This window comes from Enterobacter cloacae complex sp. 372C4 (genome assembly GCF_050030615.1).
In the GTDB taxonomy this organism is placed as follows: Bacteria; Pseudomonadota; Gammaproteobacteria; order Enterobacterales; family Enterobacteriaceae; genus Enterobacter; species Enterobacter intestinihominis.
Window position 1 is genome coordinate 3,842,104 of sequence record NZ_JBLGUQ010000001.1, and the last position, 20,155, is coordinate 3,862,258.

At 55.8% G+C, this 20,155-nt stretch carries 18 protein-coding genes; 13 read left to right on the forward strand and 5 right to left on the reverse strand.

Annotation, left to right across the window (positions count from 1 at the left end; all coding sequences use genetic code 11):
- Positions 1–115: 115 nt before the first annotated feature.
- Positions 116–2,305, reverse strand: coding sequence for a ferric-rhodotorulic acid/ferric-coprogen receptor FhuE (gene fhuE, locus ACQG11_RS18665; protein ID WP_426728657.1), 2,190 nt, complete (start codon positions 2,303–2,305; stop codon positions 116–118).
- A 353-nt stretch (positions 2,306–2,658) separates the two neighbouring features.
- Here fhuE and hinT point away from each other — a divergent pair, with 353 nt between their 5' ends.
- From hinT to ACQG11_RS18705, 8 genes are all read left to right on the forward strand, one after another.
- Positions 2,659–3,018 (forward strand): purine nucleoside phosphoramidase, encoded by a 360-nt coding sequence (gene hinT / locus ACQG11_RS18670; protein WP_006809243.1) that lies wholly within the window; start codon positions 2,659–2,661, stop codon positions 3,016–3,018.
- Position 3,019: 1 nt separating this feature from the next.
- The gene (locus ACQG11_RS18675; RefSeq protein WP_022647747.1) at positions 3,020–3,394 is read left to right on the forward strand and encodes a YcfL family protein; all 375 of its coding nucleotides are present in this window, start codon (positions 3,020–3,022) and stop codon (positions 3,392–3,394) included.
- Between the two features lie 13 nt (positions 3,395–3,407).
- Complete coding sequence (gene lpoB, locus ACQG11_RS18680) at positions 3,408–4,052, forward strand: penicillin-binding protein activator LpoB (RefSeq protein ID WP_085929697.1); 645 nt, start codon at positions 3,408–3,410, stop codon at positions 4,050–4,052.
- Positions 4,033–4,857 (forward strand): thiamine kinase, encoded by an 825-nt coding sequence (thiK, locus tag ACQG11_RS18685; RefSeq protein ID WP_023305871.1) that lies wholly within the window; start codon positions 4,033–4,035, stop codon positions 4,855–4,857. Before lpoB ends, thiK begins: the two co-directional genes overlap by 20 nt.
- Before the next feature lie 11 nt (positions 4,858–4,868).
- The gene (gene nagZ / locus ACQG11_RS18690; protein WP_046618348.1) at positions 4,869–5,894 is read left to right on the forward strand and encodes a beta-N-acetylhexosaminidase; all 1,026 of its coding nucleotides are present in this window, start codon (positions 4,869–4,871) and stop codon (positions 5,892–5,894) included.
- A gap of 31 nt (positions 5,895–5,925) precedes the next feature.
- Positions 5,926–6,468, forward strand: coding sequence for an alpha/beta hydrolase YcfP (ycfP, locus tag ACQG11_RS18695; RefSeq protein WP_022647750.1), 543 nt, complete (start codon positions 5,926–5,928; stop codon positions 6,466–6,468).
- Positions 6,469–6,704: 236 nt separating this feature from the next.
- Positions 6,705–8,009: an NAD(P)/FAD-dependent oxidoreductase gene (locus tag ACQG11_RS18700; RefSeq protein ID WP_017693633.1), complete on the forward strand. Its 1,305-nt coding sequence runs from the start codon at positions 6,705–6,707 to the stop codon at positions 8,007–8,009.
- Positions 8,010–8,203: 194 nt separating this feature from the next.
- Positions 8,204–8,743 carry a glycine zipper 2TM domain-containing protein gene (locus tag ACQG11_RS18705; RefSeq protein WP_017384715.1) on the forward strand — a complete coding sequence of 180 codons (540 nt, stop codon included), beginning with the start codon at positions 8,204–8,206 and terminating at the stop codon, positions 8,741–8,743.
- A gap of 60 nt (positions 8,744–8,803) precedes the next feature.
- On the opposite strand, the gene comR is transcribed toward ACQG11_RS18705, so the two are convergent.
- A complete protein-coding gene (gene comR, locus ACQG11_RS18710; RefSeq protein WP_022647753.1) occupies positions 8,804–9,439 on the reverse strand; it encodes a TetR family copper-responsive transcriptional repressor ComR in 636 nt (211 codons plus the stop codon).
- Between the two features lie 245 nt (positions 9,440–9,684).
- Between comR and bhsA the strand changes: the two genes are divergently transcribed.
- Positions 9,685–9,942: a multiple stress resistance protein BhsA gene (bhsA, locus tag ACQG11_RS18715; RefSeq protein WP_006809234.1), complete on the forward strand. Its 258-nt coding sequence runs from the start codon at positions 9,685–9,687 to the stop codon at positions 9,940–9,942.
- Between the two features lie 77 nt (positions 9,943–10,019).
- Here bhsA and ldtC read toward each other — a convergent pair whose 3' ends face one another.
- The 3 genes from ldtC to ACQG11_RS18730 all read right to left on the reverse strand — a co-directional run bounded on the left by ldtC (position 10,020) and on the right by ACQG11_RS18730 (position 15,795).
- The gene (gene ldtC, locus ACQG11_RS18720; RefSeq protein WP_022650791.1) at positions 10,020–10,985 is read right to left on the reverse strand and encodes a L,D-transpeptidase LdtC; all 966 of its coding nucleotides are present in this window, start codon (positions 10,983–10,985) and stop codon (positions 10,020–10,022) included.
- Between the two features lie 144 nt (positions 10,986–11,129).
- Positions 11,130–14,576, reverse strand: a complete 3,447-nt coding sequence (gene mfd / locus ACQG11_RS18725; RefSeq protein ID WP_023305875.1) for a transcription-repair coupling factor — start codon at positions 14,574–14,576, stop codon at positions 11,130–11,132.
- Between the two features lie 145 nt (positions 14,577–14,721).
- Entirely contained in the window at positions 14,722–15,795 is a 1,074-nt protein-coding gene (locus tag ACQG11_RS18730; RefSeq protein ID WP_426728658.1) for an acyltransferase family protein, read from the reverse strand.
- Between the two features lie 256 nt (positions 15,796–16,051).
- On the opposite strand from ACQG11_RS18730, the gene lolC reads away from it, so the two are divergent.
- The 4 genes from lolC to nagK are packed head-to-tail and all read left to right on the forward strand — an operon-like array spanning position 16,052 to position 20,155.
- The gene (gene lolC / locus ACQG11_RS18735; protein WP_017384712.1) at positions 16,052–17,251 is read left to right on the forward strand and encodes a lipoprotein-releasing ABC transporter permease subunit LolC; all 1,200 of its coding nucleotides are present in this window, start codon (positions 16,052–16,054) and stop codon (positions 17,249–17,251) included.
- Positions 17,244–17,945, forward strand: coding sequence for a lipoprotein-releasing ABC transporter ATP-binding protein LolD (gene lolD / locus ACQG11_RS18740; protein ID WP_022647757.1), 702 nt, complete (start codon positions 17,244–17,246; stop codon positions 17,943–17,945). The genes lolC and lolD overlap by 8 nt, the downstream gene beginning before the upstream one ends.
- Positions 17,945–19,189, forward strand: a complete 1,245-nt coding sequence (gene lolE / locus ACQG11_RS18745; RefSeq protein ID WP_022647758.1) for a lipoprotein-releasing ABC transporter permease subunit LolE — start codon at positions 17,945–17,947, stop codon at positions 19,187–19,189. The genes lolD and lolE overlap by 1 nt, the downstream gene beginning before the upstream one ends.
- A gap of 54 nt (positions 19,190–19,243) precedes the next feature.
- The gene (nagK, locus tag ACQG11_RS18750; protein WP_023299807.1) at positions 19,244–20,155 is read left to right on the forward strand and encodes an N-acetylglucosamine kinase; all 912 of its coding nucleotides are present in this window, start codon (positions 19,244–19,246) and stop codon (positions 20,153–20,155) included.

A 20,155-nucleotide genomic window follows, 5' to 3' on the forward strand; every position in this document is an offset into this window, starting at 1 on the left:
CAGCCGAATGGCTGCCTTTTTTATTACTCGGTTTGGGGGGCCGGGTGGCGGCTGCGCCTTACCCGGCCTACGTGATGGGTAGGCCCGGCAAGCGCAGCGCCACCGGGCCTAATACTCAGAAGTCGTAGCTCGCGCTCACCGAAACGTTCAGTGGCGCGCCATACACTACATACGATCCGACGTAGTCGTAATACTCTTTGTCGAACAGGTTGTTGACGTTAGCCTGAACAGCAAAGTCTTTGGTGACCTGATAGCGACTGAACAGGTTCACCAGCCCATAGCTGCCTTGCTCCGCGCGGGAACGTCCTGCCGGACCGCCTTCCACGTCCGTCCACACTTTGTTCTGCCAGTTTACGCCACCGCCCACGGTCAGTTCCGGCAGCATTGGCAGTTGATAACGGGTGAACAACTTCATGGTTGTGCGCGGCTGATCGGAGCTGACAGCGTTGCCATTCTTATCTTCTGCAACGTAACGCGTCGCGCCAAAGGTCAGCTGCCAGTTATCGGTTAGTGCACCGTTGAGCTCAAACTCGACCCCTTTGCTGACCACCCCGTCCATCGATTCATAAATCGACTCACCGCTCGGCATGTAGGTATACGTGTTGCTGGCCACGTTATCCTGCTCAATGCGGAAAATCGCCAACGAGGTGGTGAGGCGGGTATTAAACCAGTCTGCCTTCACCCCGGCTTCGTAGCTTTTACCCGTGGTAGGGTCGAGATAACGTCCACTGGCATTGCGCTTATCCTGCGGCTGGAAGATAGAGGTATAGCTGACGTAGGTCGACCAGTCCTCATTGATGTCATACACCAGGCCGGCATACGGCGTGACATCATCTTTGGTGCTTTCCAGACGGGTATTCGGCGAACCAGCGGGGTTATAGCGTATGTTGTATTGGGTGTAACGCGCCCCCAGGATCAGATGCAACGGATCGGCGAGTGAGAAACGCGCAGAGGAATAGGCTGAAGACTGGCGAATATCATCCTTGCTGTAGAGTTTCCACGGCGTCCACTGCGGATCGGCAATGTTCCCGTTCCAGTTCTTAAAGTTGCCGACATCAACCATGCCGTATACTGCATCCGGCATGGTGTTGTCGTAATGGTTACGCTGACGGCTAAAGCTGCCGCCGAACATCATCTCGTGCTGACGGCCAAAGAGATCGAAGCCGCCGCGCAGGAAGGCATCGACCGCATCCTGTTTGCGTTCCCCGCGGTTCCAGCCGCCGTAACCCACCAGGCCCGCGCCGGTCTCTTTATCCGGATAACCGGACATATACATCAGCTTAGAGTCAAAGTTGGTTTCAGCATGCATGCCGTTGATGTGCGCTTCCCAGCCATTATCGAAACGCTGGGTCAGGTTAGCGAAGATGCGGGTGCTGTCTTTATCTGAATAGGCCCAGTCAGGCGCGACGGTCTGGCTGCGATTGTAGTTGGTCTTACTTCCGTCGCTGTACCAGGTCGGCAGCCCGCCCCAGGTTGGGTCGGCGGTATGGCTTTCCTGATACTCATACCCTACAGAGAGGGTCGTGCTGTCGGTAACATCTGCATCCATCACGCCGTAGAGGAATTTCTTCCGGTAGTGGTAGTTATCCACGAAGCTGTCGTTGTCCTGATAACCCGTGATCAGACGACCCCGTACCTTACCTGATTCCACCAGCGGCGCCTGGAGATCCAGCACGTAACGCTGCTTGTCCCAGCTGCCATAGCTGGCGGAGACGTTGCCTTTAAATTCCTGGCTGTCCGCATGCTTGCGCACCATATTAACGTACGCCGCCGGGTTGCCCGTCCCGGACATCAGGCCTGTGGCGCCGCGGACCACTTCAATGCGGTCATAAATTGCGGTATCGGCGGCGGTATCACCAAAGTTCCACACTTCACTGATGGACGTTGGAAGGTCGTCATAGGCGTAGTTGCTGACGAAAAATCCGCGTGAGTAAAATACGGTACGGTCGCTGTCCTGCACCTGCGCCGTAATGCCCGTGGTGTTCGTCAGCACCTGGCCGATGGATTGCAGATTCTGGTCAGCCATACGTTGCTGGCTGATAACGCTGACGGACTGTGGGATGTCGCGGGGAACCAGCAACAGTTTGGTGCCGGTGGTGGTGGTTTTTACGCTGTAATCCTGATCCTGGCTGGCAGAAAGATCCTGTGTGTTATCAAAACCCCCATCAACGACGACGGTATCTTCGGCTGTTGAAGCAGCGAAAGCGGTGGTTGGCGTCAATGCCATAGCAATGCAGGCGGCCAGCAACGAAGGTGTTGCGGCAGGCTGACGTTGCCCATCCCTGATGTGATTAATGAAAGACATCATCAAACCCTTAGTGAATGGTGAAGGTAGTGCGCGACAGTCCCGCTAGCACGGGCTGACGTCGTTTTCTATGTTAAAAATGCGCATGAAAATGCAAATGCGAAATATACGCATTGTGATTAACGCTGTAAACAGATGTTTCGGGATGAACTGAAATCAGGTTTCAGAAAAGAAATGTCCTAAAGCGATGCCTCTTCAGCCAGATGGGCGATAATCAGGAAAGAAATAACGGGAGAAGGTTGAAAGGACAGGAGAAACTCGCTCATACTCTTGTGTTGTGTCACACAGTAAAACAGACAATGTGTGTTAACAACGGACGCACGACGCCAGATTAAACATAAAAGGAAAAGGTCATGGCTGAAGAAACGATTTTCAGTAAAATTATCCGCCGCGAAATTCCGTCGGATATTGTCTATCAGGATGAACTGGTCACGGCTTTCCGCGACATTTCTCCCCAGGCGCCGACGCACATCCTTATTATTCCCAATATTCTGATTCCGACCGTCAATGACGTTAAAACCGAGCATGAAGTTGCGCTGGGCCGTATGCTTACGGTGGCCGCGAAAATTGCTGAGCAGGAAGGGATTGCTGAAGATGGATACCGTTTGATCATGAACTGTAATCGCCATGGCGGCCAGGAAGTCTATCATATTCATATGCATCTTCTGGGTGGACGTCCACTGGGACCGATGCTGGCACATAAAGGTCTTTAATATGTTAACTGGGCGTATTGCAGCGCTGATCGTGACGCTGGTTATGGTTGGGTGCAGCGCGCGTCCCGCCATCCCGGTCAGTGAAGAACAGACGCTGGTGATGGAGTCCTCAGTGCTTGCTGCGGGCATCACGGCGGAAAATCCTTCGTTGACCATAAGCGAAATCCAGTCTTCTGCCTCCTCTACGCTCTATAACGAAAGGCAAGAGCCAGTGACGGTGCATTATCGCTTCTACTGGTATGACGTGAGAGGTCTTGAGATGCACCCGCTTGAGGCGCCGCGTAGCGTGACGGTCCCGGCAAGATCGTCGGTCACGCTCTACGGCAGCGCCAGCTATCTGGGTGCACATAAGGTGAGACTTTATCTTTATTTGTAAGGAGTGAACCTTGATTAAAACAATGAGCCGTTATGCGCTCCTGAGTGCGTTCGCACTCTTTCTGGCAGGCTGTGTGACGCGAACGGAAGAACCTGCACCGGTGGATCAGGCGAAGCCGGGAACGGAACAGCCAACAACACCGGCGCAACCTGTTCCAACCGTGCCGTCTGTACCGACTATTCCGGCGCAGCCTGGCCCGATCGAACATCCGGACGATACCGCGCAGCCTGCGCCGCGAGTGCGGCACTATGACTGGAACGGCGCGATGCAGCCGATGGTGGGCAAAATGTTGCAGGCACAGGGTGTTACGCCTGGCAGTGTGCTGCTGGTGGACAGCGTGAACAACCGTACAAACGGTTCCCTGAATGCGGGAGAAGCGACGGAAACCCTGCGCAACGCGCTGGCAAACAACGGTAAATTTACGCTGGTCTCAGCCCAGCAGCTCGCGGTCGCCAAGCAACAGCTTGGTCTGTCGCCTCAGGACAGCCTGGGTTCGCGCAGTAAAGCGATTGGTATCGCCCGCAACGTTGGCGCGCAGTATGTCCTTTATTCTAACGCGACAGGCAACGTGAACACGCCGTCGTTGCAGATGCAGTTAATGCTGGTTCAAACCGGCGAAATTATCTGGTCAGGTAAAGGTGCCGTTACGCAACAATAAGCGCACGCGTCATGATGTCCTGACGCGTTATTTCCCCCAGTACCGTGTTATCGCGCCGCAAGCCCCCGTCGGGCTTGGCGGCGCGAGTTGCATTATTGAGCGTGGCGACCATCGGCTGGTTTTACGTCAGCATCACGATGCCGCCGCGCCTGCCGCCCATTTTCGTCGCCAGTTCCGCGCCCTGAAGCGCCTTCCCGCCGACCTTGCCCCGAAACCTCATCTCTTTATCAGGGACTGGATGGCGGTGGCGTTTATTGCGGGTGAGATCAAAAGCGAGCTTCCCGATACGCCCACGCTGGCAGCCATGCTGTATCATCTGCATCGACAGCCGCGTCTGGGCTGGCAGGTGACGTTACTTCCATTACTGGATAGCTATTGGCAGCAGGCTGCGCCTGGACGACGCACGCCCTTCTGGCTGGCGCAGCTTAAGCGGCTGCGTAAAGCGGGAGAGCCGAAGGCGTTACGTCTGGCGCCGCTGCATATGGATGTCCATGCGGGGAATATCGTTCATACCACGGCGGGCGAGAAACTTATCGACTGGGAATATGCAGGGGACGGTGACGTGGCGCTTGAACTCGCTGCGGTCTGGATGCCTGATGAGGCTTCGCGCGTTCAGCTGATAACCGCCTATGCCCGAAACGCCAACATAAATGTACTCACCCTTGCGCGGCAGGTCGCGCGCTGGCGTCCGTGGGTGCTGATGCTGATGGCGGGATGGTTTGAAATGCGCCTTCAGCAGACAGATGACGAACAATTTATTGCGCTGGCAAATGATGCCTGGCGTCAGTTACAAACGAAAGGATAAGAGAGGTTGGTGTGGGTCCAGTAATGTTGGATGTTGAAGGGTTTGAGCTGGATGCGGAAGAGCGCGAAATTCTGGCGCACCCGCTGGTAGGGGGGCTGATTCTTTTCACCCGCAATTATCACGATCCGGCGCAGTTGCGCGAGCTGGTTCGCCAGATCCGCGCGGCGTCACGCAATCGCCTGGTGGTGGCCGTCGACCAGGAAGGTGGACGCGTGCAGCGTTTCCGCGAAGGGTTTACGCGTTTACCCGCCGCACAATCTTTTGCTGCGCTGCTGGGTGCTGAAGAGGGCGGTCAACTGGCGCAGGACGCAGGCTGGCTGATGGCCAGCGAGATGATCGCCATGGATATCGATATCAGCTTCGCCCCGGTGCTGGACGTAGGACACATTAGTGCGGCAATAGGTGAGCGTTCGTATCATGACGATCCACGTATCGCGCTGGCAATGGCGACGCGCTTCATTGACGGTATGCACGATGCGGGCATGAAAACCACCGGCAAGCATTTCCCGGGCCACGGGGCGGTGACGGCGGATTCCCATAAAGAAACCCCGCGCGATCCGCGCCCGGAAGCAGACATTCGCGCTAAAGATATGTCTGTTTTCCGCTCGCTGATTACCGATAACAAGCTGGACGCTATTATGCCTGCGCACGTCATCTACAGTGACGTTGATCCGCGTCCGGCCAGCGGCTCTCCGCACTGGCTTAAAACCGTGCTGCGTCACGAGTTAGGCTTCAATGGCGTAATTTTCTCTGACGATTTATCCATGGAAGGGGCGGCGATCATGGGAAGCTATGCCGAACGTGGGCAGGCTTCGCTGGATGCAGGTTGCGATATGATCCTCGTCTGCAATAATCGTAAAGGGGCGGTGAGCGTGCTGGATAACCTGTCGCCGATCAATGCTGAACGTGTTACACAATTGTATCATAAAGGTTCATTTAGTCGTCAGGAGCTGATGGACTCGGCGCGCTGGAAAACGGTAAACGCCCGGCTTGAAGCCCTGAACGAGCGCTGGCAGGCACATAAAGCAGCCCTTTAATTCATCCCGGAAGGCGTAGCGTGGTGAGACGATGATCATTTATTTACACGGTTTTGACTCAAACAGTCCTGGTAATCATGAGAAAGTGCTGCAATTGCAGTTTATCGATCCGGATGTCCGGCTGATCAGTTACAGCACGCGTCATCCGAAGCATGACATGCAGCATCTGCTTAAAGAAGTGGACAAAATGTTGCAGCTCAATATCGACGATCGTCCGCTGATCTGCGGCGTGGGGTTGGGGGGATACTGGGCAGAGCGCATCGGTTTTTTGTGCGATATCCGTCAGGTCATTTTTAATCCTAACCTGTTTCCAAACGAAAACATGGAAGGCAAGATTGACCGTCCGGAAGAGTACGCCGATATCGCAACAAAATGCGTGAGCAATTTCCGCGAAAAGAACCGCGACCGGTGTCTGGCGATCCTCTCCCGCAACGATGAAGCGCTGGACAGCTCCCGCGCTGCCGAACTTCTGCATCATTACTACGAAATTGTCTGGGACGAAGAGCAGACCCACAAGTTCAAAAATATTTCCCCGCACTTGCAGCGTATTAAGGCCTTTAAAACGCTGGGCTGAACTCCCTGAACCTGACAAAGGCCCGGTACGTGAAAGCGTGCCGGGCCTCTTTTTTGTCAGAGTTGTCTACTTTTAAACCATCAAAACTTGATACATATCAATTTTGGTATGACCAATGCGCCTGACGTGCTATTCTCAATGAATCTGAATGGTTTCAGCGCAGTAACCTGTTGTTAATTAAGGGTTATTTATATAACTTTTAATTAACAATTGGTTAATAATTTGAGGGGGTCACGTTGACTACGCCATTGAAAAAGATAGTGATTGTCGGCGGTGGAGCTGGCGGGCTGGAGCTGGCGACGCAGCTGGGTAAGAAACTGGGTCGCGGTAAGAAAGCCAAAATCACGCTGGTGGATCGTAACCACAGCCATCTGTGGAAGCCGTTACTGCACGAAGTGGCGACCGGGTCGCTGGATGAGGGCGTGGATGCGCTCAGCTATCTGGCGCATGCGCGTAACCACCACTTCCAGTTCCAGCTGGGTTCGGTGGTGGACATCAACCGTGAAAATAAAACCATCACGCTGGCTGAGCTGCGTGATGATAAAGGCGAGCTGCTGGTTCCTGAGCGCAAGCTGGCCTATGACACGCTGGTGATGGCCCTGGGCAGTACGTCCAATGATTTCAACACCCCAGGCGTAAAAGAGCACTGTATCTTCCTGGATAACCCGCATCAGGCGCGTCGTTTCCATCAGGAGATGCTTAACCTGTTCCTGAAGTACACCAACAACATGGGTGCTAACGGCAAGGTTAACATTGCTATCGTGGGCGGCGGCGCAACGGGCGTTGAATTATCGGCGGAGTTGCACAATGCGGTCAAACAGCTGCACAGCTACGGCTACAAAGGACTGACTAATGAAGCGCTGAATGTGACGCTGGTGGAAGCAGGTGAACGTATTCTGCCTGCGCTGCCGCCGCGTATTTCTGGCGCGGCGCACAACGAGCTGACCAAACTGGGCGTGCGCGTGCTGACCCAGACCATGGTGACCAGCGCGGATGAGGGCGGACTGCATACCAAAGACGGCGAATACATCCAGGCCGACCTGATGGTCTGGGCTGCGGGGATCAAAGCGCCTGATTTCATGAAAGATATCGGTGGGCTGGAGACAAACCGCATTAACCAGCTGGTGACAGAGCCGACGCTGCAAACCACGCGCGATCCGGACATCTTCGCTATCGGCGACTGTGCCTCCTGCGCGCGTCCGGAAGGCGGGTTTGTGCCTCCTCGCGCTCAGGCCGCGCACCAGATGGCAAGCCTCGTGCTGCATAACATCCTGGCGCAGATGAAAGGCAAACCGATGAAAGCCTATGTCTACAAAGACCACGGCTCTCTGGTATCGCTCTCAAACTTTTCCACCGTGGGCAGCCTGATGGGCAACCTCATGCGCGGCTCCATGATGGTGGAAGGGCGCATCGCCCGCTTCGTGTACATTTCTCTGTACCGTATGCACCAGATTGCGCTGCACGGCTACTTCAAAACCGGCCTGATGATGCTGGTCGGCCGCATCAACCGCGTTATCCGCCCACGCCTGAAGCTGCATTAATTTCTCCCTCCCTCCGGGCTCTCCGGAGGGAATTTTTAGCACATCATGCTGTGCATTTCGCTCCTGACGCTTAAGAGTTCTCTTAAACAGACGCTATCCCAGCTCATCCCCCGGTTTTTTGATCCTTTATCTTATTGGCGAAGCGTTTATTGCGCTGCAAAATTGCTACCAATTGCAACAAAGGAGGAAGTCCCGTGAATAAATCAATGTTGGCGGGTATAGGGATTGGCGTCGCAGCTGCGTTAGGTGTGGCTGCCGTTGCCAGTCTGAACGTACTTGATCGTGGCCCGCAGTATGCGCAGGTGGTTTCCGCTACACCGATCAAAGAGACGGTCAAGACGCCTCGTCAGGAGTGCCGTAATGTTTCTGTCACCCATCGTCGTCCGGTTCAGGATGAAAACCGTATCGCTGGCTCCGTGCTGGGCGCGGTTGCTGGTGGGGTGATTGGTCATCAGTTTGGTGGTGGCCGTGGTAAGGATGTCGCGACGGTAGTTGGTGCGCTGGGTGGCGGTTATGCCGGTAACCAGGTGCAGGGTGCGATGCAGGAAAATGATACCTACACCACAACGCAGCAGCGCTGTAAAACCGTATATGACAAGTCTGAAAAAATGTTGGGCTACGACGTAACCTACAAAATTGGCGATCAGCAGGGCAAAATCCGCATGGATAAAGATCCTGGTACGCAGATCCCTCTCGACAGCAATGGTCAGCTGATACTGAATAACAAAGTGTAAAAAAGATGTTCTCTGAACTTAGCTCCTCATGCGCTCAGGCTGAGGAGCTTTTTTTTTGCGTCAGAGTTTAAGAAGTTCAGGCCACAGGCGCAGCGTTGTTTGCGTAATCCCCTGCAGTTTTTCCAGCGTCGCGCCTTCACGGGCGCTGATGGACATCCCCTGTAGAATACAGCTCAGATACTGGGCCAGCTCCTGCGGACGGCAATGCGCCGGAATTTCACCGCGCTGCTGGCGTTGAGCCAGAAACGTGCTGAGCGTCTCCTCCTGCATCGCATGGCGCGATTTGACCGTGTTGGCAATCTCTTTCGACGATGCCGCGAGGGTCGCGGAGGTGTTGATCATAAAACAGCCCGCGGGCGTGTCTTTACTGGTAAAGCAGGTTGCGACTGCGCAGAAATAATCCTGCAATGCCTGCTCAACCGTTTTTTCTTCACAGAATAGCTGGGCTTCGTGTTTTGCCGCGAAGCGCGAGATGTATCTGTCCAGTACGGCCCGGAATAAGCCTTCTTTGTTGGTGAACTCTGCGTACAGGGTAGGGGCTTTCGCGCCCGTTGCTTCCACCAGGTCGGAGAGCGACGTGGCTTCATACCCATGCTGCCAGAAGAGCGTCATGGCCTTATCGAGCGCCGCATCCCTGTCGAACACTTTTGGTCGGCCACGGCTTTTCTTTGCGCAACGCGTGACATCGGTTGTCATGTGCCGTTGGTCCTCTGTTGTTTTGTTGAATAGTCATTATAAAAATAAACGTCTGCGACGACCAGCGGTGATTTCTTAAAAATAATTTAATTTTATCTTTATGAAATATAAGGAAAATGAAATTAATTTAACGACCATTATAAAAATGGGTTGACGTGTGACCTGGATCACATCTATCATTTACCTATCGATCGTTAACTAAATAACTAACGACCACTACATCATCTGCCCAAAGGTATAAAATCATGAAAAACGTTAAAACCCTCATCGCTGCCGCCGTTCTGAGTTCACTCTCTTTCGCAAGCTTCGCTGCTGTTGAAGTGCAATCCACTCCAGCAGACCAGCAGAAAGTCGGTACCATCTCTGCCACTGCCGGGACTAACCTCGGCTCTCTGGAAGATCAGCTGGCACAAAAAGCTGACGAAATGGGTGCGAAATCATTCCGCATCACCTCTGTGACCGGTCCTAACACCCTGCACGGTACCGCAGTTATCTACAAATAAGCGTAACGCAACCCTCCGTTATGCCACTGCAAAAAAAAACGCCCTGCTAATGCAGGGCGTTTGTCGTTATTACCGTTCTACATTGACTGCTGAGCAACCTCATGATGCCGCGTGACATCGGTTGGCATCCCCGAGCGCGCTTCCATCGCCCGCTCCATCACTGCGCCATCGGTGTTTGCATTCGTTTTAAAGCTCACCATCGAGGCATTCAGATTAATCGGCAGCGTCTGCGGATCGTCATTAATGTTTTTCGATAGCGGCTGGTGGATCTCAACCAGACGGACGCCACCCGGCTCTTCAGACACTTTAATCGGCGTATTGATGATATTCACTTTCGTGCCAGGGGCAATCACGCGGTAGAGCGTTTTGATGTCGTCATCGCGCAGGCGAATGCAGCCGGAGCTGACGCGCATCCCGATCCCGAAATCCGCATTTGTTCCGTGCAGCAGGTAAACTCCACCGTATGCCGCCAGGCGAATGGCATGGTGCCCCATCGGATTATCCGGGCCCGCGGGAACCACGGCAGGGAGATCGATACCCTGTGCCTTATAGCGGGCGCGGATGTTTGCCGTCGGAGTCCAGGTTGGATTAGCGCGCTTGTCGGAGACGGTGGTCACCATGGTCGGCGTGAGCGTATCGCCTCCCAGCTGGCCGATGCCGATAGGGTAGACGGTTACTTCATTTTTCCCCGGCGGGTAATAGTAAAGACGCAGCTCGGCGAGGTTTATCACAATCCCCTGACGCGGCGCGTCCGGCAGGATGGTTTGCAGCGGAATCGTCAGTACGCTGCCCGCCCGGGGCACATAGGGATCTACGCCCGGGTTGGCCTGCAACAGCGCCAGGAACCCGACGTTATATTTTTTAGCAATCGCTTCCAGCGAACCGCCATCGTTTTCAACCACGTGAAAGCGGTTTTCACCGACGACGTTGCTGCCGGCGGGCGGAAGAGGCCAGGTATTGGCGCGAGCAGGGAGCGCGACGGCAACCGTCGCGGCCAGCGCAACCAGAGTTAACCAGCGGGTAAAACGCGAAGAAATCATCATTATCATAATCCATACAAAAGATAAGGTTATTGTTTTATAAGGCGTTAATGATAATTATGGCGAATGTATGGTCGGGAAGATCGGGCGAAGTGCAAAGAGTTTGTAAATTGTCCCCCACCAGCCGGGCGCTGGCGGGGGAAACCGTTATGCGATGGCGTTCTCTTCCAACTGACGCATAAAGTTACGCACCCAGTCCATGCGGATTTTACGTTCCGTCAGATCCTGAGTAAATTTCAGACGCGTCGGGCCATCAAGACGGAAATGCTGCGGCTGTTTTTGCAGAAGGCCAATCAGCCACATCGGATCGACGTGGTTCTTCTCGGCAAACTCAATTACGCCGCCTTTCTCGTTGCCTTCAAGCTTACGAATGCCCAGCTTCTGCGCCTGCTGACGCAGGCGGGCAATATCCAGCAGGTTGCGCGCCGCATCGGGCAATATCCCAAAACGGTCAATCAGTTCGACTTTAATCTCTTCCAGCTCGCCTTCACGTTTCGCGCTGGCAATGCGTTTGTAGAACGACAGACGGGTATTCACGTCAGGAATAAAATCATCCGGCAACAGGGAAGGCATGCGCAGTTCCACTTCGGTCTGCTGGCTGGTGAGATCTTCCAGAGACGGTTCACGTCCGGCTTTAAGCGCGTCGACGGCATTTTCCAGCAGCTCCATATACAGAGAAAAACCGATGGTTTCCATGGAGCCGCTCTGGTCTTCACCCAACAACTCACCGGCGCCGCGGATCTCCAGGTCGTGCGTCGCCAGCGCAAAACCAGCACCCAGATCTTCCAGCGAGGCGATAGCTTCCAGACGCTTTTGCGCGTCGGTGGTCATCGCCTTCGGATGCGGCGTCAGCAGCCACGCGTAGGCCTGATGGTGCGAACGCCCGACGCGCCCGCGCAGCTGATGCAGCTGGGCCAGGCCGAAGTGATCCGCGCGTTCGATGATGATGGTGTTCGCCGTCGGAATGTCGATCCCGGTCTCAATGATGGTGGTACATACCAGCACGTTGAAACGCTGATGGTGGAAGTCGTTCATCACCCGCTCCAGCTCGCGCTCGCGCATCTGGCCGTGACCAATGGCGATGCGCGCTTCCGGCACCAGCTCTGCCAGCCTGTCGGCGGCTTTCTGAATGTTTTCAACGTCGTTATACAGGTAATATACCTGGCCGCCGCGCAGCACTTCACGCAGGATCGCCTCGCGAACCACCAGATTGTCGTACTCGCGAACAAAGGTTTTCACCGCCAGACGGCGCGCCGGCGGGGTGGCAATAATCGACAGATCGCGCATGCCGCTCATCGCCATATTCAGGGTGCGCGGGATCGGCGTGGCGGTCAGGGTCAGAATGTCGACGTCGGCGCGCATCGCTTTGATGCGCTCTTTGTGGCGCACCCCAAAGCGGTGCTCTTCATCGACGATCAGCAGCCCCAGATCTTTCCACTTCACGTCGCTTTGCAGCAGCTTGTGGGTGCCGATCAGAATGTCAATTTTGCCTTCGCTTGCCTGTTCCAGGATTTGCGTCTGCTCTTTGGCGCTGCGGAAACGCGACAGCATCTCAATGCGTACCGGCCAGTTGGCGAAGCGGTCGCGGAAGTTGTCGAAGTGCTGCTGGGCGAGGAGGGTAGTCGGCACCAGCACCGCCACCTGCTTGTTGTTTTCCACCGCCAGGAAAGCGGCACGCATTGCTACCTCGGTTTTACCGAAGCCCACGTCGCCGCAGACTAAGCGATCCATCGCCAGCGGCTGGCACATGTCGCTCAGCACGGCATTTATGGCCTGAGCCTGATCCGGCGTAGTTTCAAACGGGAAGCTGTCGCAGAACAGCTGGTACTGCTCTTTATCATGCTTAAACGCATAACCCTCTTTGGCCGCACGCTGGGCGTAAATGTCCAGCAGCTCGGCGGCCACGTCGCGCACTTTTTCCGCCGCCTTCTGCCGCGCGCGTGACCAGGCGTCGCCGCCCAGTTTATGCAGCGGCGCGTTATCTTCCGCGCCACCGGCGTAGCGGCTGATAAGGTGCAGGGACGACACTGGCACGTACAGTTTGGCGTCGTTCGCGTAGGTCAGCATCAGGTATTCACCTTTGATGCCGCCTGCTTCGAGGGTGGTCATTCCCTGATAGCGACCCACACCGTGTTCCAGGTGAACGATCGGCTGACCGGGGTGCAGTTCGGCCAGGTTGCGGATCAGGGTGTCCGGGTTGATGGTGCGACGGCTGTCCTGACGACGGCGCGCCACGCGCTCGCCCAGCAGGTCGCTTTCACAAATCAAGGCCAGGTTATTGAGCGTATCAATAAATCCGTGTTCGGCGGAGCCGATCATCAGGTAACGACCATTTCCGGTCGCTTCGCTCAGGCGATGAATGCGCTTCGGTGCAACTTTGATCCGCCCTAGTAGTTCGCCCAGCGCTTCACGACGACCCTCACTCTCAACGGAGAACACCACTGGCCCGGTGAAGGAATCAAGAAACTTGCGCAGGTTATCGAGCGGGGATTTCTGCTGCGCCTGGACGGCCAGATCGGGCAGCGTCCGGAACGCGAGATTGGTGTTCGCCGCCTTATCGGCAAGCGAATCGGTTTTGAGCTGCATACGCGGCCAGCGTTTTAGCTCGGCGTTGAGCTCGTCGGTACGCAGCCACAGCATTTCCGGCGGCAGCAGCGGACGCATCGGGTCAACGCCCCGGTTTTCAAAGCGGGCGCGCGTTTCGCTTTCAAAGCGGCTGGCGCTGGCGTCGATATCCCCGGTGTTAACAATCAGCGTATTGGCCGGGAAGTAGCTGAACAGCGCCGGCAGCGGTTCGTTAAAGAACAGGGGCTGCCAGTACTCGATCCCCGCCGGAAGGGTGCCTTTGCTGACCTGCTGGTAGATATGTTCGGCATCACGTTTCACGTCGAACCTGTCGCGCCACTGGCTGCGGAACAGTTCGATGGCGGTTTTATCCGTCGGGAACTCATGGGCGGGCAGCAGATTAATGGAGTCCACTTCCTCCAGCGTGCGCTGGGTGTCGGCGTCGAACACGCGCAGGCTGTCGATCTCATCATCGAAGAAATCCAGACGATACGGCTGGTCGCTGCCCATCGGATAGAGATCCAGCAGCGCACCGCGCGTCGCGTATTCGCCGTGTTCCATCACCTGATCGACATGGCGGTAACCGGCTCCGTCAAGCTGCACGCGCAGGGCATCGCGCGACAGGCGCTGGCCTTTTTTCATCACCAGCGCATGGCCGTGCAAATAGCTGTGCGGACAGACGCGCTGCATCAGGGTATTCACCGGCACAATCAGCACGCCGCGCTGCATGGTGGGGAGCTGATACAGCGTCGACAGGCGTGAGGAGATGATCTCCTGGTGCGGAGAGAAACTGTCGTAGGGAAGCGTTTCCCAGTCGGCCAGGCTGAATACCAGACTGTCGGTGAACTGACGAATTTCGTCGTGCAGGCGCAGGGCGTTTTGCATGTCCGGGGCAACCAGCACCACCGGCCCCGGATGGCGCTCGGCAATTTCCGCCACCAGCGTGGCGCAGGCCGCGCCTGTCAGTTCGCCCAGCTGGCGTTGGTCACCTGCTTTTACAGGCAAGGAAAAACGATAGTGTTCAGGCATGGCTATGTCAGGGTCTCTTGGGGATATACCAACAGTATTGGGGCATATCACTGATACGCAATGTCTTTATTATCCTCGATCGTTATGCATAAGCAAATCGTAACCGCACAAGAGGAAAAGTGCCCCCGGATGGGGGCAGGGTAGGTTAGCGGCTGGCGAGCTGTGGCGTAAGCCGTGCGGGAGGGGAGAAGAAAAGGTCGCCAAAGAGGGCGGTCGAGAGCTTACGTGCGCCCAGTCCAACCAGCGTGCAGACGAGCAGGCTGACGAACGGATAGACCAGAATCAGCGTTAACTCCGCCCAGATCGTCCAGTACGCCGCATTCATTTCGCGAATCAGGAGCAGGCTAAACGCCTCAATTAAAATGCGGTGGGTGGTATAAATCGCGATGGTGTTTGAACCGATGACGTTCAGCAGATTATTGGGATGAACGGCATAACGCTGCTCGAAGCTGTAAAAGAGCTTCATGATGACCACGATCGACAGCAGTGAGAGCGGCAGAGGAACATTAGCAAACCACAGCACTACCGACACCGCGCCAGAGGCGATAAGTACCAGCCAGCTGCGGCGTAAATTCATCCCTTTCATCCACGTCATCAACTGCGCGCCGTACCATGCGCCGAGGCTGTAGTAGATCATGTTGCGCACCACGCTGTTCATTCCCCACCACGGTAAAGGCAGGAAGTTAATGGCGAGGCTTGCCAGCGCCAGAAGCCCCAGCATCGGCAGTTTCCAGCGGCTCAGCAGTTTACAGAGCGTGAAGTAGACCACTAAGGCGTACAAGTACCACAGGCTGGTGCTGGCCGTGAGCATTCCCAGTACAAACCCTGAAACGGAATCGGCGTAGGCCGCATTGGATGCTGTCGCCAGTTCACGCTCGGGGGCGAGCCAGGCATTCAGATGGGTCAGCGCCTGCCATTGCAGGACGCCCCACAGGGCCAGCACCCAGACAATGCTCCAGATCCGCTTGTCGAGACTGGTGCGCCAGTTCACCTCGTCAATATATCGACGAATCAAATAGCCGGAGATGAAGAAAAACACCGGCATACGGAACGGGGCGAGGTAAAGATTAAAGTAGACCCAGCATTTGGCGAGCAGGCCCGATAACGGATGCTGTAGCCCGTCCAGGTGAGGATAAAAGGTGATCACCGAGTGGTAAATCACCACCAGGCAGATGCACAGACCTTTTATCTGGTTAATCCATAATGCTTTTTGTTTCATTGTGTGTGACGACCTTGTTGCCATAAACGAAAGGTCGATTGTTGTAAAATGAAACCCCGATGTAACGGGTAACAGTCTGTATCAGGACGATTTTCGGAAAAGGTGGAGGCTGTATGGCGGAAGTTCAGTCAGTAGCATGATGATTTATCTGAATTTTTCGGAAAAATGATTACCGAATCTTACGGTTTCAGTCATTTACGCTTAGCGGATTCGCTTATATACTCGTGGGTCTGCTATCAGCAAACAGACGGATTTCATGTATCAACCTGTCGCACTCTTCATAGGCTTACGTTACATGCGTGGGCGCGCCGCGGACCGCTTCGGTCGCTTTGTCTCCTGGCTTTCGACTATTGGCATTACGCTTGGCGTGATGGCTCTGGTGACGGTGCTTTCCGTCATGAACGGCTTCGAGCGCGAGCTGCAAAACAATATCCTGGGGCTGATGCCGCAGGCCGTTCTCTCTTCCACTCAGGGCTCCGTTAACCCGCAACAGCTGCCGGAAAGCGCGGTGAAGTTACAGGGTGTCACGCGCGTTGCGCCCCTCACGACGGGCGATGTGGTGCTGCAAAGCGCCCGCAGCGTGGCGGTCGGGGTGATGCTGGGTATCGATCCGGCGCAAAAAGATCCGCTGACGCCGTTCCTGGTCAACGTAAAACAAACCGACCTGGAAGCGGGTAAATACAACGTCATCCTCGGCGAGCAGCTTGCCGGGCAGCTCGGGGTCAACCGTGGCGATCAACTGCGCGTGATGGTGCCCTCAGCCAGTCAGTTTACGCCGATGGGGCGTCTGCCAAGCCAGCGCCTGTTCAACGTGATTGGCACGTTTGCGGCGAACAGCGAAGTCGATGGTTACCAGATGCTGGTTAACATTCAGGACGCCTCGCGTCTGATGCGCTACCCGGCGGGAAATATCACCGGCTGGCGTCTGTGGCTTGATGCGCCGCTAAAGGTGGATACCCTTAGCCAGCAGACGCTACCGGAAGGAACGAAATGGCAGGACTGGCGCGACCGCAAAGGCGAACTGTTCCAGGCCGTGCGCATGGAGAAAAACATGATGGGGCTGCTGCTGAGCCTGATCGTGGCCGTTGCCGCGTTTAATATCATCACCTCGCTCGGGCTGATGGTGATGGAGAAGCAAGGCGAAGTCGCCATTCTGCAAACCCAGGGGCTGACGCCGCGCCAGATCATGGCGGTATTTATGGTCCAGGGTGCCAGCGCTGGCATCATCGGCGCGCTGCTCGGCGCGGCGCTGGGTGCGCTGCTCGCCAGCCAGCTCAACAATCTCATGCCGATTATCGGCGCGCTGCTTGATGGCGCGGCGCTGCCAGTGGCTATCGAGCCGCTCCAGGTGGTCGGTATTGCGCTGGCCGCGATGGCCATTGCGCTGCTCTCTACGCTTTATCCTTCCTGGCGGGCTGCCGCCACTCAACCCGCTGAGGCTTTACGTTATGAATAAGATCCTGTTGCAGTGCGACAACCTGTCCAAACGCTATCAGGAAGGCACTGTGCAGACCGACGTGCTGCACAATGTCAGCTTTAGCGTGGGTGAAGGCGAGATGATGGCGATTGTTGGCAGCTCCGGCTCCGGCAAAAGTACGCTGCTGCACCTGCTGGGCGGGCTGGACACGCCAACCGAAGGCGATGTGATCTTCTCCGGTCAGCCGCTGAGTAAAATGTCGTCTACGGCGAAAGCCGAGCTGCGTAACCGTGAGCTGGGTTTTATCTATCAATTCCACCACCTGCTGCCGGACTTTACGGCGCTGGAAAACGTCGCAATGCCGCTGCTGATTGGTAAAAAGAAACCCGCGGAAATTAATGCCCGCGCCAGCGACATGCTAAACGCGGTAGGGCTGGGTCATCGCGGGAATCATCGTCCGTCTGAGCTTTCCGGCGGCGAGCGTCAGCGTGTGGCCATCGCCCGTGCGCTGGTCAACAACCCGCGCCTGGTGCTGGCGGATGAACCGACAGGCAACCTCGATGCGCGTAACGCAGACAGCATTTTCCAGCTTCTCGGCGAACTGAACGCCGCGCAGGGAACCGCGTTTCTGGTGGTCACGCACGATTTGCAGCTGGCTAAGCGGATGGGCCGTCAGCTGGAAATGCGCGACGGTCGTCTGAATGCAGAACTGACGCTGATGGGAGCGGAGTAATGGCTTCACCGTTATCGTTACTCATTGGGTTACGCTTTAGCCGCGGTCGTCGCCGGAGCGGGATGGTTTCCCTTATCTCCGTGATCTCCACCATCGGTATCGCCCTGGGCGTGGCGGTTCTAATCGTGGGCTTAAGCGCCATGAATGGCTTTGAGCGCGAACTGAATAACCGCATTCTGGCCGTTGTACCCCACGGTGAAATCGAGCCGGTTAACCAGCCGTGGTCCAGCTGGCGTGATGCCCTGAACAAAGTGGAAAAGGTACCCGGCATTGCGGCGGCTGCACCTTACATCAACTTTACCGGGCTGGTAGAGAGCGGGGTAAACCTGCGCGCCATTCAGGTGAAAGGGGTGAATCCACGTCAGGAGGAGCGTCTGAGTGCGCTGCCTCGCTATGTGCAAAATGGCGCATGGGCAAACTTTAAGGCTGGCGAACAGCAGATCATCATGGGCAAAGGCGTTGCCGATGCACTGAAGGTGAAGCAGGGCGACTGGGTCTCGATCATGATCCCGAACGCCAGCGCTGATCACAAATTGCAGCAGCCTAAGCGCGTGCGTCTGCACGTCACCGGTATTTTGCAGCTGAGCGGCCAGCTCGATCACAGCTTCGCGATGGTGCCGCTGGAAGATGCGCGCCAGTATCTGGATATGAGCGACAGCGTGACGGGCATTGCCATTAAGGTTAACGACGTTTTCAACGCCAATACACTGGTGCGTGACGCTGGCAGCGTGACCAATAACTATGTCTACATCAAAAGCTGGATCGGCACTTACGGGTATATGTACCGTGATATCCAGATGATCCGCGCGATTATGTATCTGGCGATGGTGCTGGTGATTGGCGTGGCGTGCTTTAATATCGTCTCGACGCTGGTCATGGCCGTTAAGGACAAGAGCGGCGACATTGCCGTGCTGCGTACCTTAGGGGCGAAAGACGGTCTTATTCGCGCCATCTTCGTCTGGTACGGTTTGCTGGCGGGGCTGTTTGGTAGCCTCTGCGGCGTGGTCATCGGCGTGGTGGTGTCTCTTCAGCTGACGCCGATTATCAATGGGATTGAGGCGCTTATCGGCCATCAATTCCTGTCAGGCGATATCTATTTTATTGACTTCCTGCCGTCTGAACTGCACTGGCTGGACGTCATTTATGTGCTGGTTACAGCACTTTTACTGAGTCTGCTGGCAAGCTGGTATCCGGCGCGTCGCGCAAGCCGAATTGATCCGGCGAGGGTATTAAGTGGCCAGTAATTTCGTCATGGTTTAGCGGTCTTTTGGCCGCTGAATCAAACAGAGGAATGCATCATGTATTACGGATTTGATATTGGCGGCACCAAGATTGCGCTCGGCGTGTTCGATAAAGACCTTAAGCTACAATGGGAAACCCGCGTGCCTACGCCGCGCGATAGCTACGATGAATTTTTAACCGCCATTGCCGCGCTGGTGGCGCAGGCGGATGAACGCTTTGGCGTCAAAGGCAGCGTCGGCATTGGTATACCGGGTATGCCCGAAACCGACGACGGCACGCTGTATGCCGCCAACGTTCCTGCTGCCAGCGGCAAACCGCTGCGTGCCGATCTTTCTGCTCTCCTTGAGCGCGACGTGCGCTTAGACAACGATGCCAACTGTTTTGCTCTCTCAGAGGCCTGGGACGACGAGTTTCGTCGCTATCCGTTGGTGATGGGGCTGATCCTCGGAACGGGCGTCGGTGGCGGGATTGTCATTAACGGTAAGCCCATTACCGGGCGCAGCTACATTACCGGAGAATTTGGTCATATCCGTCTGCCAGTGGATGCGCTGGACGTCGTTGGTCGTGATTTCCCGCTTACCCGCTGCGGCTGTGGTCAGCACGGCTGCATTGAGAGTTACCTTTCAGGGCGCGGGTTTGCATGGCTTTATGAACACTTCTATCATCAGAAACTTGAGGCCCCTCAAATCATTACGCTGTGGGAGCAGGGAGACGCGCAGGCGCGTGAGCACGTTGAGCGCTATCTTGATTTGCTGGCGGTGTGTCTGGGGAATATCCTGACCATCGTCGACCCGGATCTGCTGGTGATCGGGGGAGGGCTGTCAAATTTCACTGCGATTACGGAACAGCTGTCCGGGCGTTTGCCCCGACATTTATTGCCGGTCGCCCGCGTGCCGCGCATTGAGCGTGCGCGACACGGGGACGCAGGAGGCATGCGCGGAGCCGCATTCCTTCATCTCACCGATTAG

Coding starts and splice junctions, on each gene's coding strand:
- lolE (WP_022647758.1), top strand. CDS start 17,945: ATGGCTTCACCGTTATCGTTACTCATTGGGTTACGCTTTAGCCGCGGT.
- hinT (WP_006809243.1), top strand. CDS start 2,659: ATGGCTGAAGAAACGATTTTCAGTAAAATTATCCGCCGCGAAATTCCG.
- fhuE (WP_426728657.1), bottom strand. CDS start 2,305: ATGTCTTTCATTAATCACATCAGGGATGGGCAACGTCAGCCTGCCGCA.
- nagK (WP_023299807.1), top strand. CDS start 19,244: ATGTATTACGGATTTGATATTGGCGGCACCAAGATTGCGCTCGGCGTG.
- ACQG11_RS18675 (WP_022647747.1), top strand. CDS start 3,020: ATGTTAACTGGGCGTATTGCAGCGCTGATCGTGACGCTGGTTATGGTT.
- ACQG11_RS18730 (WP_426728658.1), bottom strand. CDS start 15,795: ATGAAACAAAAAGCATTATGGATTAACCAGATAAAAGGTCTGTGCATC.
- comR (WP_022647753.1), bottom strand. CDS start 9,439: ATGACAACCGATGTCACGCGTTGCGCAAAGAAAAGCCGTGGCCGACCA.
- ycfP (WP_022647750.1), top strand. CDS start 5,926: ATGATCATTTATTTACACGGTTTTGACTCAAACAGTCCTGGTAATCAT.
- bhsA (WP_006809234.1), top strand. CDS start 9,685: ATGAAAAACGTTAAAACCCTCATCGCTGCCGCCGTTCTGAGTTCACTC.
- ldtC (WP_022650791.1), bottom strand. CDS start 10,985: ATGATGATTTCTTCGCGTTTTACCCGCTGGTTAACTCTGGTTGCGCTG.
- lolD (WP_022647757.1), top strand. CDS start 17,244: ATGAATAAGATCCTGTTGCAGTGCGACAACCTGTCCAAACGCTATCAG.
- lolC (WP_017384712.1), top strand. CDS start 16,052: ATGTATCAACCTGTCGCACTCTTCATAGGCTTACGTTACATGCGTGGG.
- mfd (WP_023305875.1), bottom strand. CDS start 14,576: ATGCCTGAACACTATCGTTTTTCCTTGCCTGTAAAAGCAGGTGACCAA.